General features: G+C 32.6%; 18 protein-coding genes and 1 tRNA gene. 12 read left to right on the top strand and 7 right to left on the bottom strand.

Annotated elements, in window-relative coordinates; translation table 11 throughout:
• Positions 1-44 precede the first annotated feature (44 nt).
• On the top strand, positions 45-710 hold the full coding sequence (locus MY1_RS00895) for a translation initiation factor IF-6 (protein WP_007549583.1): 666 nt from the start codon (positions 45-47) through the stop codon (positions 708-710).
• Here MY1_RS00895 and hisS read toward each other — a convergent pair.
• Positions 691-1,971, bottom strand: coding sequence for a histidine--tRNA ligase (gene hisS / locus MY1_RS00890; RefSeq protein ID WP_048109321.1), 1,281 nt, complete (start codon positions 1,969-1,971; stop codon positions 691-693). The genes MY1_RS00895 and hisS overlap by 20 nt on opposite strands.
• A 392-nt stretch (positions 1,972-2,363) precedes the next feature.
• Here hisS and MY1_RS00885 point away from each other — a divergent pair, with 392 nt between their 5' ends.
• The 4 genes from MY1_RS00885 (at position 2,364) to trxA (ending at position 5,128) form a co-directional block, all read left to right on the top strand.
• Complete coding sequence (locus MY1_RS00885) at positions 2,364-2,780, top strand: archease (protein ID WP_007549581.1); 417 nt, start codon at positions 2,364-2,366, stop codon at positions 2,778-2,780.
• Positions 2,781-2,858: 78 nt separating this feature from the next.
• Positions 2,859-4,511, top strand: a complete 1,653-nt coding sequence (locus MY1_RS00880; RefSeq protein ID WP_048109318.1) for a CFI-box-CTERM domain-containing protein — start codon at positions 2,859-2,861, stop codon at positions 4,509-4,511.
• Between the two features lie 23 nt (positions 4,512-4,534).
• The gene (locus MY1_RS09760; RefSeq protein ID WP_007549579.1) at positions 4,535-4,681 is read left to right on the top strand and encodes a hypothetical protein; all 147 of its coding nucleotides are present in this window, start codon (positions 4,535-4,537) and stop codon (positions 4,679-4,681) included.
• 45 nt (positions 4,682-4,726) lie between these two features.
• Positions 4,727-5,128, top strand: a complete 402-nt coding sequence (gene trxA / locus MY1_RS00875; RefSeq protein ID WP_007549578.1) for a thioredoxin — start codon at positions 4,727-4,729, stop codon at positions 5,126-5,128.
• Here the strand turns inward: trxA and infB are convergent.
• From infB to glmM, 6 genes are read right to left on the bottom strand one after another with little or no spacing between them, the layout of a single operon-like run.
• Entirely contained in the window at positions 5,125-6,906 is a 1,782-nt protein-coding gene (gene infB / locus MY1_RS00870) for a translation initiation factor IF-2 (RefSeq protein ID WP_007549577.1), read from the bottom strand. The genes trxA and infB overlap by 4 nt on opposite strands.
• A 5-nt stretch (positions 6,907-6,911) precedes the next feature.
• Positions 6,912-7,313 carry a nucleoside-diphosphate kinase gene (ndk, locus tag MY1_RS00865; protein WP_007549576.1) on the bottom strand — a complete coding sequence of 134 codons (402 nt, stop codon included), beginning with the start codon at positions 7,311-7,313 and terminating at the stop codon, positions 6,912-6,914.
• Positions 7,314-7,315: 2 nt separating this feature from the next.
• Positions 7,316-7,519: a 50S ribosomal protein L24e gene (locus tag MY1_RS00860; protein WP_007402359.1), complete on the bottom strand. Its 204-nt coding sequence runs from the start codon at positions 7,517-7,519 to the stop codon at positions 7,316-7,318.
• A gap of 9 nt (positions 7,520-7,528) precedes the next feature.
• Positions 7,529-7,741 (bottom strand): 30S ribosomal protein S28e, encoded by a 213-nt coding sequence (locus tag MY1_RS00855; RefSeq protein ID WP_007402360.1) that lies wholly within the window; start codon positions 7,739-7,741, stop codon positions 7,529-7,531.
• Entirely contained in the window at positions 7,738-8,124 is a 387-nt protein-coding gene (gene rpl7ae / locus MY1_RS00850) for a 50S ribosomal protein L7Ae (protein ID WP_007549575.1), read from the bottom strand. Before rpl7ae ends, MY1_RS00855 begins: the two co-directional genes overlap by 4 nt.
• Positions 8,125-8,165: 41 nt before the next feature.
• Positions 8,166-9,536 carry a phosphoglucosamine mutase gene (gene glmM / locus MY1_RS00845; protein ID WP_007549574.1) on the bottom strand — a complete coding sequence of 457 codons (1,371 nt, stop codon included), beginning with the start codon at positions 9,534-9,536 and terminating at the stop codon, positions 8,166-8,168.
• Positions 9,537-9,583: 47 nt separating this feature from the next.
• Here glmM and MY1_RS00840 point away from each other — a divergent pair.
• From MY1_RS00840 to rpiA, 7 genes are all read left to right on the top strand, one after another.
• Positions 9,584-9,668 (top strand) — tRNA-Leu (locus MY1_RS00840).
• A gap of 57 nt (positions 9,669-9,725) precedes the next feature.
• Positions 9,726-10,574 (top strand): formyltetrahydrofolate deformylase, encoded by an 849-nt coding sequence (locus MY1_RS00835; protein ID WP_007549573.1) that lies wholly within the window; start codon positions 9,726-9,728, stop codon positions 10,572-10,574.
• Between the two features lie 5 nt (positions 10,575-10,579).
• Complete coding sequence (locus tag MY1_RS00830) at positions 10,580-11,314, top strand: creatininase family protein (protein ID WP_007549571.1); 735 nt, start codon at positions 10,580-10,582, stop codon at positions 11,312-11,314.
• A 44-nt stretch (positions 11,315-11,358) separates the two neighbouring features.
• The gene (locus MY1_RS00825; RefSeq protein ID WP_007549569.1) at positions 11,359-11,595 is read left to right on the top strand and encodes an LSm family protein; all 237 of its coding nucleotides are present in this window, start codon (positions 11,359-11,361) and stop codon (positions 11,593-11,595) included.
• A 10-nt stretch (positions 11,596-11,605) separates the two neighbouring features.
• Positions 11,606-11,773, top strand: coding sequence for a 50S ribosomal protein L37e (locus MY1_RS09445; protein WP_081470626.1), 168 nt, complete (start codon positions 11,606-11,608; stop codon positions 11,771-11,773).
• On the top strand, positions 11,774-12,706 hold the full coding sequence (locus MY1_RS00820; protein ID WP_007549568.1) for a hypothetical protein: 933 nt from the start codon (positions 11,774-11,776) through the stop codon (positions 12,704-12,706).
• Positions 12,707-13,381, top strand: coding sequence for a ribose-5-phosphate isomerase RpiA (gene rpiA, locus MY1_RS00815; RefSeq protein ID WP_007549567.1), 675 nt, complete (start codon positions 12,707-12,709; stop codon positions 13,379-13,381).
• The last annotated feature ends 273 nt before the right edge of the window (positions 13,382-13,654 follow it).

Here is a 13,654-nt window from a genome sequence, read left to right as displayed (position 1 = left end):
AAAATTTCCTTACGTTCATATCGTTTGAAGAATAATTACAAAAAATGGATATTATCAAATTTGATGTGTATAGAGGTCCAAACATTGGCGTTTACATAAACGCAAATGATGATTTTCTTTTGCTTCCTATGGGTTTTGCTCAAACCAAAGCTGAAAAACTTGCAGAATATTTAAAGACTGAAATTATTTATTCTTCTGTTGCAAATACTCGTCTTTTAGGAGCATTAATCGTAATGAATAACAACGGAATTCTACTTCCAAAGACTGCATATATGGATGAATATGAATTTCTAAAAAAAGAAACAAAGATGGAAATTGGTGTATTGGATTCAAAATACTCTGCACTTGGTAATGTTATTTGTGCAAATGATAAAGGAGCTATAGTATCACCATGGTTATCAAAAGATGATTGTAAGACAATTGAACAGGTATTAGGAGTAGAAGTTTTGCAAAAAAGAATCGCAGGGTTTAATCAAACAGGAGCAGTAATGGTTGCAAATAATTCGGGTGCTGCAATTCACCCAGAAGCTGATGAAGAAGACATGAAGACATTTGGAAATATAATGGGCGTAAAAATAGAACAAACCACCATTAATAATGGTATTCCATATGTTATGTCAGGAATTGTTGTGAATAATCATACAGTAGTTGTTGGATCCTTGACTAGCGGTCCTGAAATTATGATGTTAACTAGAGCATTTCTAAATTAAGAATTGATTTTGGGTCATCTGTAAGTTTTTCAATTTCAATTTGAGATTCTTTTCCATCTTGCATGTTTCGTAAAACAACTTTACTTTGCTCAAGTTCTTTAGGAGCTACTATAATACAATATTTTGATTCAGATGCTTGTTCAATTTGCTTTTTCAAATTTTTCCCAGATAAATCAATATCAGTAGAAATATTGTTTAATCTTAGTAATGATGCAATACTAATTGCTACCTTTTGCATATCTTCATTAATGTACAAAACTGAAATACGTTTTTGTTTTGTTTCTGCAACGATTCCTTGTTCTTGCATTGTAAGTATTATGCGTTCTACACCTCCTGCAACACCTGCAGCTCCAATGTCATCTCTTCCAAATGCTTTTGTCAATGAATCATAGCGACCTCCACCAGCTAATGCACCCAATTTTGAATTTTTGTCAAATACCTCAAAGACCATTCCGGAATAATAATCCAGTCCTCTAACTATTCCAAAATTTATGCGTATATTTGCTACCCCTCTGTTTTCTAAAGAAGAGAATAATTGTTTTAATTCATCCCATGATTCTAAATTTGTTGTATCAATTTTTGATTCTATTTCCAAAATATTTCCTTTGATTTGTGAAAATTCTAGAATCTTTTCTAATTTACTTTCATCGTATCTGTCCTTGAATTCATTTAGAATGTCTTGCTTTGATTTCTTTTGTATTTTATCGATTGCTCTGAGCATATCAGATACTAAAACAGTATCTTTTGAATCAAATGTTTGATTGATAAATGATTCAACTAAATTTCTATGATTGATATCAATTGTAATATTTTTGAGCAATAATGAATCAAATAACCTAGATGTTAATTCAATAATTTCAGCATCAGACTCCAATCCAGGTTTTCCATAAATTTCTATATCCCATTGATGAAAATAGCGATATCGTCCCTTTTGAGGTTCATCATATCGAAACACCCCACCAAATGCAGATATTTTTGCAGGCAATCTCATTGATTTTTGCATAGAAGCGTATCTTGTCAAGCCTACAGTAAAGTCAAAACGTAATGCTACTTCTCTATCTCCTTTGTCTTTAAAATAATAGATTTCATCTCTGATTGCAGGTCCTGACTTTGTTTCTAGAACAGATAACAATTCTATTGGAGAGGGATCCATAAATGAAAACCCATAAAGATCAGATAATTTTTTAAAATGATTTCTAATGTGTTCAATATTTGCATTTTCTTGATACTCAAAATCTTTCATTCCGCGTGGCAATTCCAAGGTAATTGTGTTGTTAATAGTATGAATTTAGATATTTCTGTAACAACTATGCAAAACTAGGCAGTTTTTCAAATCTTTCTTCTAAAAATGATATAATTAATCAGACAGTATTTACAAGTAAATAAAATTAAAACTAAAAATTCAAGTTTAATTATTTCGATAATTTTCACAACAATATATATTAGAATAATATTTTCACATGTTTAACATAAGGTAGATTTAATTTCAATTAATTGCAAATTCCTTGAAGTCATCTTCCTTATGTTAGATGTAATTCTAAAACTCAATATTAGAAGATCACATAAATTCGGTCAAATCATTATGAAATAAGTCATTAGAATGTAATTTAATGACCATTTAAATTAATAATTAGCAAGATTCCAAAAATATGATTGAGTTACAAATTTTTAGAACATGCAACAGATGCCTTTATCGAAGTAACTGCAAAAGATCTCAAAGAAGCATTTTTAGTTTCTGCAAATGCTGTAATCAACATCACATTAGATCAAGATAAAGTAAATGAGATTGAACAAAAAGAGATCACTGCACATGGAAAAGACCTAAACTATCTTTTATTTAGTTGGTTAGAAGAAGTTACCTTTGTTTTAATCACTGAAGGTTTTGCAATTAAAAGAATAGAACTTGAGATTAAAGAAGATGAAGACTATAAAATTAATGCCAAAGCTTATGGCGAACCACTTGATTTTCTAAAACACAATTTCAAGGTAGAGATTAAAGCACCCACATTTTATGAAATGAAAATTGAACAAAAAAATGGTGTGTTTATGAGATTTCTACTTGATCTTTGAATTTGGTGAAATTTTATTATCAAATCCATAGAAGAAATTATCCGCGTTTTTTAAAAGCAAAGATGTACATCTCATATTATGCGCATAGAATTAGCTATATTTTTTGTGTTTTCATTAAGTATTATCATAGTTGTTCCAGCTTATGCAGACGTTACTACATTATCGTTGGGTGAAAATACATACTCAAAGGATGGAAAATTTCTATTTATTGGAAATGAAGATGAGGGAAGTGCTTCAGTTTTTGTAATTATAAGAGATTCAATAGGTGATTTCATTGGAATGCTATCTGATCCATCATCAGATAGTGATGGAACGTATTCAACTCTACCAAGAGATGTATCACAATTCTTCAAATCAAAAGGATTTTTCAATGCAACAGCATTTACGGATAATCAAAAAGAAGAAAACGGAATTACAATTAAGATAGAATATGATGGAGATAAGATTTTTGTTGTACCAGACTTTGTACTAAAACTTAACACAATCACAGATCAAATAGTTGAAGAGAAAAAGACAGTAACTTTTACTGCAACATTAACTGAATCACTTGCAGATGTAGTTTTTAGTCTTGAAAAAAATCCACCGGCCGGTGCATCAATTGATAGTAAAACCGGAAAATTCTTGTGGACTCCTACTGAAGCTCAGGGCCCTGCAACATATGTTTTTGATATTGTAGTAAAAAAAGGAGCAGTTGAAGATAGAAAAACTTTGAAAATTACTGTAACTGAACCAGCTGCTCCAATATCACAACCAAAACCAGAACCAAAAAGTGAACCTGAACCAGAACCGGAGATAAATGACCCTGAACCAACAGAAATTGGATTAGCATCTTTTGTTGATCCTACAAGAGATCCACAGTCATATGTTGACAGATACAATAATGAACCAAGTTACAAGAAATGGTTTGATGAAAACTTTCCAGAATATTCCTCAATTTATCAAGCCGTGGGTTTGGAAGAACCTGAACCAACAGAAATTGGATTAGCATCTTTTGTTGATCCTACAAGAGATCCACAGTCATATGTTGACAGATACAATAATGAACCAAGTTACAAGAAATGGTTTGATGAAAACTTTCCAGAATATTCCTCAATTTATCAAGCCGTGGGTTTGGAAGAACCAAAAGAGATAGCTCCTTTTGTTGATCCAAACCTAGATCCACAATATTACATTGACAGATACAATAATGAACCAAGTTACAAGAAATGGTTTGATGAAAACTTTCCAGATATGACAATTTATGATGCTGTGGGATTGGAGGAATCTGAAATCAAAGAACCGGAAAGTGGACAATGTGGACCAGGAACAGATCTAGTTGATGGCATCTGTACAATAGTTGATAATTCACAAGGAGGAGGATGTCTAATTGCTACTGCAGCATATGGTTCTGAGATGGCACCACAAGTACAATTCCTCAGAGAAATTAGAGATAATAAAGTGATGAGTACATCATCCGGAATTTCATTTATGACTGGATTTAACCAATTTTACTATTCCTTCTCACCTACAATTGCAGATATGGAAAGAGAAAACCCAGTGTTTAAAGAATTGGTAAAAATTGGGATTACGCCAATGTTATCATCACTATCCATAATGTCATCAGCTGATACAGAACAAGAAATAGTAGGATATGGAATTGGAGTAATTCTAATGAATATTGGAATGTATTTTGTAGCACCAGTTATGTTGTTTTTCGGTATTAAAAAGGCAAAAACACGACTAAGTTTTTAATCATAATGAACACGATTACTAACATGGGCAAACTAAGTAGAAATCTTAGAATTTGTGGAGATTGTGGAGTTGTTTACACTTCTGTAAGTATGACAAGATACATTGATCAATGCCCAGTATGTCAGTCAAAAAGATACGAAGCAATGCCAATTAAATCAGATGTGGATTAAATATTCAATATAGATTTTTTAATAGAAACAAACTGTTGAGAATTATTGTCAGACGATCCTGAAATTGAGAAAATAAAACAAAGAAAGCTAGAAGAGATGCTTAAACAACAAAATCAGCCTCATATTCAACCAGGAATAATTGATCTAAACAGTACAAATTTTAATCAAATAATTTCCTCTGACAATCCTACACTAGTTGATTTTTGGGCAGATTGGTGTGGTCCATGTAAAAGCATGCATCCAGTATTTGAAAGTCTTTCAAAAAAATATACAAACATAAAATTTGCACGAGTTAATGTAGATCAAAATCAAAATATTGCAATGAAATTTTCAGTGCAGTCAATTCCCATGTTTATCATGTTCAAATCGGGACAAATCGTGGATAAAATGATGGGTGCAGTTGGTGCTCCCGGAATACATATGATTTGTAAAAAACATTCAAACTAGTAAGCGTAAGCTGCATCTTTTTTACGTTGAATTTCTATAATTTCATTAAAAATTTCTTGTTCTTCTGAGCTTAATTTATGCATAAATTTAGCAAGAATTTTTTTTGCTTCATGTGAAGGAGGAAAAGTGTAGAATACTTCTTCTTCAAAAATTTGTCTGCCAATTGTTATACCTTGAACTGAACATGCAACCTCCTGTCCTGCTTTTGCAGAAGTTACAGTTTTTTTATCTAATTGAAGCTGATGTACTAAACCAATTTTTCTTCCATCTTTATTCATAAAGGGAATTTTTTGTTTTAATGTTCCAACGTCAACTCTGATTCCAAATACAGCAGGGTCAGTATTTCTAAAAACATATCCTTTGAGAAATGTGAATTTAGAGATTGGAGTTAGTTCTGCAAATATTGCATCATCTTCATTTGCAGTATCTTCGCTTACCCATGCATTATAGTTATCAATTAAACTGTAGATTATTTTGTCTTCAAAAATTTTGATATGACCACTTTCAGATTCTTCTTTTGCATCTGGAAGAATTTTCACATTAAATGCCAAAACAACTCCCAAATGTCGGTCATTTTCTTTAATTGCTCTAGTTTCCATTATGTCACGACGATTAACAGGTCCAATGTCAGCTTTTGATATAGGTACTTGAGAACGTCGTAGCATCTCAACTATTGCCTCAAGAGAACCTATAGTATCACATTTTAAAACAACGCCATTAGTCTCAGTATCAATAAACACTGATTTCATTTCAGATTCAATTAGTTTGGTATATTTTTTTACATCATCTTCATTTGATGCAATATAAAGTGTACTGCCTGGTAAAACCCCTTCAAGATCAGGGGATGCAATTTTGAGTCCTGCAGCAGCATCTACACTTTGTACTGGTTTGAATTTATCTCTAGGATCTCTCATTTCATCAAGCGGTTTTGGTAAAAGAATTGCTTTTGGTTTTGTTATAATAACAGAATCTCTTTTTGCAACCACAATAGTATCAGTTTTTTTTATACTTCCATCAATCAAAATTATATTTGCGGTATGTCCTAGTCCTATCTCCTCATTAACTTCAAGTACAATTCCCCTTGATTCTTTTTCTTTCTGATCTAATCTTTTTTGCAAGTATTGTTGAGTTAATCCAACTAATACTGCAAGTAATTCAGGAATTCCAACTCCAGATCTTGCAGAAATTGGCACAATCGCAATTTCAGATTTAAAATCTTTAACTCGATAAAATGCTTCAGATTGATATCCCAAAACAGAGAGAGTTCCCACAACATCATATATTTTTTGATCAAGATCTGTTTGAATAAATTGATCTTGCTCTTTGATTGCTTGTGTGATAAATTTAGTGTCTGATTTTCTCCATCCTGATATTTGATCACATTTGTTTAGTGCAACAACAAATGGAACTTTTCTACTTTGTAGGATTTTTAGACTTTCATTTGTTTGAGGTTGAAATCCTCTGTTAACATCAACTACAAGTATAGCAATATCAGCTGCAGAGCCACCTCGTGCTCTAAGATTTGTAAAAACTTCATGTCCAGGTGTGTCAATAACTAGAATTCCAGGAACCTGATTTTCTGACTCTTGTAATTTTTTGTATAATGGTCCACATGTTTCTTTAATTGTTTCAGTAGGAAGAAAACTTGCTCCTATATGTTGAGTAATTCCACCAGCTTCTCTACCTTGAACTCCAGTGCCTCTAATTCTATCTAAGAGAGACGTTTTACCAGAGTCTACGTGACCTAAAACTACCACGATGGGTTGACGAATTTGCAATCAGATCACTCAAATGCTACCCTCGATTCGTGATCAAAACTTTCTTGTGAATCAGATGCATGAATGATATTGTCACTAAATCCTAATCCAAAATCTCCACGAATAGAACCAGGTGCTGCTTCAAAGGATTTTGTTGCGCCAATCATAATTCGTGTGGTTGCAATTGCATTGTTTCCTTCGATTATTGCTGCAACTACAGGTCCAGATGTGATAAAAGAGGTCAGCTCACCAAAAAATGGTTTATCTTTATGTACGCCATAAAAATTTTCAGCTTGTTTTTGTGTGAATGTAAACATCTTTAATTTTAAAAGTTTGAATCCCTTTCTTTCAAATCTTGCAATAACTTCACCAGTAAGTTTTCTAGCTACTGCATCTGGTTTTACAATGAAAAGAGTTTGTTCAGTCAATTTTATTTCTTGTGTTGAATTCCGCCTTTGACGTATTTTTTGGTCCACTTTAATTTTCTTGGATCACGTTTTAGTTCTAGAGCATTTTTCTTGCATTTTGCTGAACAGAACCATAAAACAGTTCCATCATTTTTTGCAAGCATTGTACCTGAACCTTTTGCAACAGGTCTAGCACAAAAACTGCAGGGTTTAACTAAAAGACTCATCTATTTCACCTAATGAATTTTCTTTGCTTCTCTCTCGGTTTCTCTTAACATAAGAATCTCTCCTATTCTAACAGAACCTTTAACATTTCTTGTAAGAATTCTACCTTTATCCTTACCAGAAAGAACTTTTACTCTAACTTGAATGACTTCACCTGCAATACCAGTTCGACCAACAATTTGAATAATTTCAGATTGAGTTACGTCGTCAGTTGTAGTACTCATTTGCTAGACTTTCCACCTTTAATTTTAGCAATTGCTGAGACAACTTGGTCAACTATGTGTTGTGCATCACCAGCATCTAAAATTGCTGCAGCGGCAGAAGTAATGTCAATGCCCAAAGACTTTCCTAATTCTTGTTTGCTTGGAACAAATGCATATGCTGCGCCTTGCTCTTCACATAAGATAGGAAGATGTGCTACTACTTCTGGTGGTTCAACATCTTCAGCGATAACGATAAGTTTGCTTGTACCTCGTTCAATGGCTTTTGTTGCCTCATTGGTTCCTTTCTTTACTTTACCACTGGTAGATGCAACTCTAACAGCTTCCAAGATTGGATTTACCAGTTCCTCTGGCGTCTCAAATTTTACATAATAAGCTTTACCCATACTATGTCACCCTTTAGGGATCATTCTCCATTCCCATCATGCTATGGATTGGTTTTAAAAGTGTTATCGGAAATGACAGACTTGACTTTTTGAATGTATTTTGACATCAAAGTGTCTAGTTTTTGCTGACTTTCAGCTTCTCCGTATATTCTAATTATGGGTTCCGTACCACTGGGTCTTATCATAACCCAGTTTTTAGAATCTATTGTAATTTTTATTCCGTCAGTTATATCAGAATTAGGAAATTCTTCTTTTAGTGATTTTATTAGTTTTTTAGAATTATCTTGAGGACATGGAACTTTATCTTTTGTTGTAAAAGAGGGTGGAAGTTCAGAAATTAATTCAGATAGTGTTTTTTCAGATTTTGCTAAAAGATCCATCATTAAAGCTAAAGTCATACAACCATCTCTTACCTGATTATGTTTTCCAAACATGAATCCCCCATTTTCTTCAAAACCAATTAATGCATTTGTAGGTACCATCTTTCGCGATACTTCTACACTTCCAACTTTAGTTCGTATTACTTTTGAATTAAATTCATTTGCAACAAGTTCTATATTTGAACCAGAATTCAAACAAGTAACAACTAGAGAATTAGGATTTTTTTGTAAAATAAATTTTGTAAGTACTAAAGCGGATTTATCACCAGTAAGGATCTCTCCGTTATTATCACAAAATATACTTCGATCTCCATCACCATCAAATGCAATTCCAAAATCTGCATTATTGTCTTTAACTGATTTGGAAAGTTCAGAAAGATTTTGAGGAGTTGGTTCAGAACCACGCCCAGGAAATTGTCCGTCAATTTTATCATTAATTAAAAATATTTCACATCCTACTGATTTACAAAATATAGGTGCAGTAACTGCCTGTGCCCCGTTTCCTAAATCCAAAACAATTTTCAGATGTTTTGATTTTATCTTCTGGGAATCTATATGTGAAATTATTCCATTAACATAAACATCAATTGCTCTGTTTTCTTTACCTGTAGTTCCAAATGTAGTCGGATTTTTTATCCAATTTTTATTCAGAAAAATATCTTCTATTACTAATTCATCTTCTCGTGATATTTCTACGCCATCTTTTGCAGAGGGTTTAATTCCATTATATTGTGGAGGGTTATGAGATGCTGTAATCATAATTCCACCAGAATATCCAAGTTTCTTTACAGCATATTCAAGACAAGGAGTTGGTACAAGTCCTGCATTATTGCAATCAAGTCCGGTATAATTTATTGCAGAACACACAACCTTTGCAATTATTTGACTTGATTCTCTTCCATCGTATCCAACCAATATTGGTCCTGATTTGAAATAAGTTGCAATTGCCAATGTCATATCATGTACAAATTCTAAGCTAAAATCTTCAGAAAAAACACCGCGAATGCCATTTGTTCCAAAAAATTTTGCCATAGTTCACTTCAATAATAGATAAATTTGTGTTTAATGGCAAGTCCGATGCGGGAGTCGCCCAGCCTGGTCAAAGGCGTAGGGCTTAGGACCCTATCTCTTAGGAGTTCGTGGGTTCAAATCCCACCTCCCGCATTGGTTGTCTATTTCTGTGAATGATTAATAATGAGAAAATAGTGATCAAAAAAAGTTATGAAAAAGACAGTGATTGGCATTACAGTAGTTGGAAAAGATAGAGAGGGGATAGTTGCAGCATTTACTAATTTTGTATTTGAAAACGGTGGAAACATTGAAAAAGTAAATCAAAATGTTGTCAAAGGTCTTTTTGGAATGTATCTTGAAGCATCATTTACAAAGATAGTAAATGTGAAAAAATTTGATTCTGGGATTCAATTATTATCAAAAAAAGAGAAAATGGATGTAAGTACACATCATGAAACAAATTCTGAAAAAAATATTGCAATACTAGTTACAAAAGAACCACGATGTCTAGAAACAATACTTGATGCTGCCAAAAAGAAATCATTGAAAGGATGCATTTCAGCAATAATAGGTACTGAAAAAACATTAGAACCAATAGCAAAAAAAGCAAAAATTCCATTTATTACAATCTCAGAATCAAATCAAGAAAAAGCTGAAGAAAAAATATTAGAAATTTGTAAAAAATATGAGATTGATCTAATTGTCCTTGCAAGATATATGAAAATACTTAGTCCAAATTTTGTGTGGAGGTATCCAAACAGAATAATCAACATTCACCCATCACTCTTACCTGCATTTCCAGGTGCACTTGCATACGCGCAAGCATTTGAGAGAGGAACAAAAATAGTTGGTGTAACTGCCCACTACGTAACGGAAAACTTGGATCAGGGACCAATAATTTTCCAAGATTCTTTTAAAGTTGATCCAGATAATTCTTTAGAGGAAATTAAATCCAAAGGTCAAAAATTGGAAGCAGACACTTTGCTTAAAGCCACAAAGATGCACCTAGAAAACAAACTTGAAGTTCGTTGGAGAAAGGTTCATGTCAAGTCAAAGTGAAATAAATGGTAGAAATTAAATCCCAGTTTGATCCAGAACTAAGGAAAATCATTAAAAAGAAAAAACAGATTGCAGTTATTCCCGTAGGCTCAATAGAACAACATGGTCCACATCTACCAATTTCTACTGATTCGGATATTGTTACAGAAATAGCAAAAAGATTATCAGAAAAGATGAATTGTTTTCTTTTACCTACATTAACATATGGAGTGTCGTTTGAACATTCACCGTTTTTTAACATTAGTATCAGAGAAACAACACTTAGTACTATCATGAGTGATTTGTGTAAATCACTTCTTGCAAATAACATCAAAACAGTTTTTATCATTAATGGACATCATGGAAATCAAAAACCATTAAAAAACATCGATAAAAAATTCAGAAAATTATCAAAAAACAAACTCCGAATTTTTTCACTTTCATATTGGCATTTTATGCAAAGAGAATTTGATCATGCTGGATTTGTGGAGACCTCACTGATGCTTGCAATTTCAAAAAATACCAAAATGAAATTGGCCAAAAAGGGACTTGTAACAGACGGAATGAAACAACATCAAATCAAAAAGCTAGGACAATTAGCATCAAAATCATTTCCAAAAGTTACAAAAAACGGAATTTGGGGAGATCCAAGAAATGCAACAAAGAGGGATGGATTGGTGATTTTAGATGAAATCATGAAAAATCTTGGAAAAAAGTGTCAAACTTGCCTTACTGAGCATAGTTCAAAGTTACACCAATGAAATTTTAATATAATCCCTCAATATCAAAGCCAATAAGTGATATAATGTCCGTTGATATGGCAGTAAAAGTATTGGATGAGAGTATCAATCAAATAGTATTGATAAAGCTCAAAGGCGGCAAAACCATTAGAGGTAATTTACTTGGTTTTGATCAGCACATGAACCTGCTACTTGACTCATCAGAGGAAATTCCTACTGAGGGCAATTCAAAAAGCCTAGGCACCATTGTTGTAAGAGGAGACAATGTTGTAATGATATCTCCTCCACCAGCAGCAAATTAGGTGAATTGAGATGACACGCGGTACAACTTCTATGGGTGGTTTTACAAAGAAAAAAGTACACATTAGATGTAGAAGATGTGGTAATAATGCGTTTCATAAGAGACACCACCAATGTGCAAGTTGTGGATTCCCAGAGGCTAAACGCAGAAAGTATTCCTGGATTAAATGGTATACGTAGATGCAAGAGATTGCAATAATTCTTAGTTCTATAGCTGGTGTTGCTACAGCAGCTGCTGCAAGAAAAATGCCAAGAAACAAAACACAGTTACTTAGTTTAGGTGCTAGTTCACACATTAGAACTCAAATTAATTCTTTAAAAATTGAGAAAGACATTCTAACAAAAACAATTTCTAGACTATATCAAACAGATTATAATTTTCCAAAAATTCAAAAAGACAAGCTATTGCTAAAATATCAACATCAATTAGGAATCGTACTTGCAAAATTAGAAAAGCTTGAAGATGCAAGCCATCATCCAGATCTGGGACCTATCGGTGACGGATTAATTACATTAATGGATCAAAAGCTATCAAGATTAGATGATAGATTGTATGAATTATCATCAAAGATCATAGCTGCAAATCCACATACTTCAGAAATAAAAGAAGAGAGTATGGAAACAAAACCAGAAGCAAAACAAAATAAGAAAATATTTAATTTTGAAAAACCAAAAGAAACAAAAATAGATCCTATCATAATACCACAACCAAATTCTAGACAATCATTTGAATTAACTACATTAACTAGATTTTCAAATAAGGAACCAAAGTTCCCATTATTTGAAAAAGTAGTTCAACCAAAAGAAGAGATCATTCAAGAAATCATCAAACCAAAAGAAGAGATCAAAGTAGTTCAACCAAAAATTGAAGATAAAATTGAGATCATACAAGAAATTAATACAAAACCAGAGATCAAATTAGAAACAAAGCCAGACATAAATAAAGAAGTTGTAAAAATAACTGAGCACAAGGCTCTTCCAGAACCAAAGAAATCAAATCCAACTATAGTATTAGATGATGACTTTGATGAAGACAATTCAGACGATTTAGATAAGATCAAAGGCGAAATAATGAAAGTACTCTCCAAGATTGAACAAGCTGAGGTAGAATAATTGTCCTATGATGGTGCCATTGAGGCATTATCAACTGATGCATTAAAATTTGTAAAAGATGATTTTGTAATTGGATTAGGTAGCGGTAGAGCAGCTACTGCATTTGTTAAATCTCTTTCATCGTTTATAAAAATAAAAAATTACAACATCAGAGGAGTTCCAACTTCATTACAAATTAAATTGATTGCTGAAAAAGGAGGAATTCCATTAGTTGAAGCTGAACAAGTTGATCACATTGATATTGTTTTTGATGGTGCTGATCAAATTGATTCGCAAAAATTTGTCATCAAAGGTGGTGGTGGAGCTTTATTACGAGAAAATATTTTGTTTAATCTAGCAAAAAAAGTAGTAGTCATGGCAGATAAATCAAAATTTGTTAAAAACTTTACAAGATCAGTTCCAGTTGAAGTTCATCCTCAAGCAAGGAATTTAGTTACTTATGAAATCAAAAAATTAGGAGGAAAAGCAGAACTTCGTTTAATTGATAGAGGATATCCATTCTTTACAGAGAATGGAAATATTATTCTTGATTGTGATTTTGGAGTAATAAAAAATCCAAAAATCCTATCTCAAAAAATAAAACAAGTAGCAGGAGTAATAGAATCTGGGATATTTATCAGAAAACCCGATGTCATTTACAGAGCTAAAACAGGCGGTAAATTTGACATAATTTAGAGATTATTTTACGGAAAAACAATTCAGGGTTAAATCATTACATTTTGAGGATTTGAGAGTATAGATACTGTTTTGAATTATTCATCATCAGAAATTAGCCATGATAAGCCTCGGACTTCTTCCCAAGCATGTTTTTGTTCAGTGGTATTTTCTAACATATCATAGTATAATGAAAATTAGTTTAAAAGATCTATGAACAATTTGTTCAGATCAATGATCTATAATCTAATGAACAGACTTGGGCCAAAGTGCCCAAGTCTTGGACGATGGTTT

The sequence above is a fragment of the Nitrosarchaeum koreense MY1 genome, from assembly GCF_000220175.1.
Taxonomy (GTDB): domain Archaea; phylum Thermoproteota; class Nitrososphaeria; order Nitrososphaerales; family Nitrosopumilaceae; genus Nitrosarchaeum; species Nitrosarchaeum koreense.
Note: the sequence above shows the minus strand (reverse complement) of the source record. Positions and strands in the feature narration are given on the sequence as shown.

Coding starts and splice junctions, on each gene's coding strand:
- MY1_RS00895 (WP_007549583.1), top strand. CDS start 45: ATGGATATTATCAAATTTGATGTGTATAGAGGTCCAAACATTGGCGTT.
- MY1_RS00880 (WP_048109318.1), top strand. CDS start 2,859: ATGCGCATAGAATTAGCTATATTTTTTGTGTTTTCATTAAGTATTATC.
- MY1_RS09760 (WP_007549579.1), top strand. CDS start 4,535: ATGGGCAAACTAAGTAGAAATCTTAGAATTTGTGGAGATTGTGGAGTT.
- MY1_RS00860 (WP_007402359.1), bottom strand. CDS start 7,519: ATGAGTCTTTTAGTTAAACCCTGCAGTTTTTGTGCTAGACCTGTTGCA.
- MY1_RS00855 (WP_007402360.1), bottom strand. CDS start 7,741: ATGAGTACTACAACTGACGACGTAACTCAATCTGAAATTATTCAAATT.
- rpl7ae (WP_007549575.1), bottom strand. CDS start 8,124: ATGGGTAAAGCTTATTATGTAAAATTTGAGACGCCAGAGGAACTGGTA.
- glmM (WP_007549574.1), bottom strand. CDS start 9,536: ATGGCAAAATTTTTTGGAACAAATGGCATTCGCGGTGTTTTTTCTGAA.
- MY1_RS00835 (WP_007549573.1), top strand. CDS start 9,726: ATGAAAAAGACAGTGATTGGCATTACAGTAGTTGGAAAAGATAGAGAG.
- MY1_RS00830 (WP_007549571.1), top strand. CDS start 10,580: ATGGTAGAAATTAAATCCCAGTTTGATCCAGAACTAAGGAAAATCATT.
- MY1_RS00825 (WP_007549569.1), top strand. CDS start 11,359: ATGTCCGTTGATATGGCAGTAAAAGTATTGGATGAGAGTATCAATCAA.
- MY1_RS09445 (WP_081470626.1), top strand. CDS start 11,606: ATGACACGCGGTACAACTTCTATGGGTGGTTTTACAAAGAAAAAAGTA.
- MY1_RS00820 (WP_007549568.1), top strand. CDS start 11,774: ATGCAAGAGATTGCAATAATTCTTAGTTCTATAGCTGGTGTTGCTACA.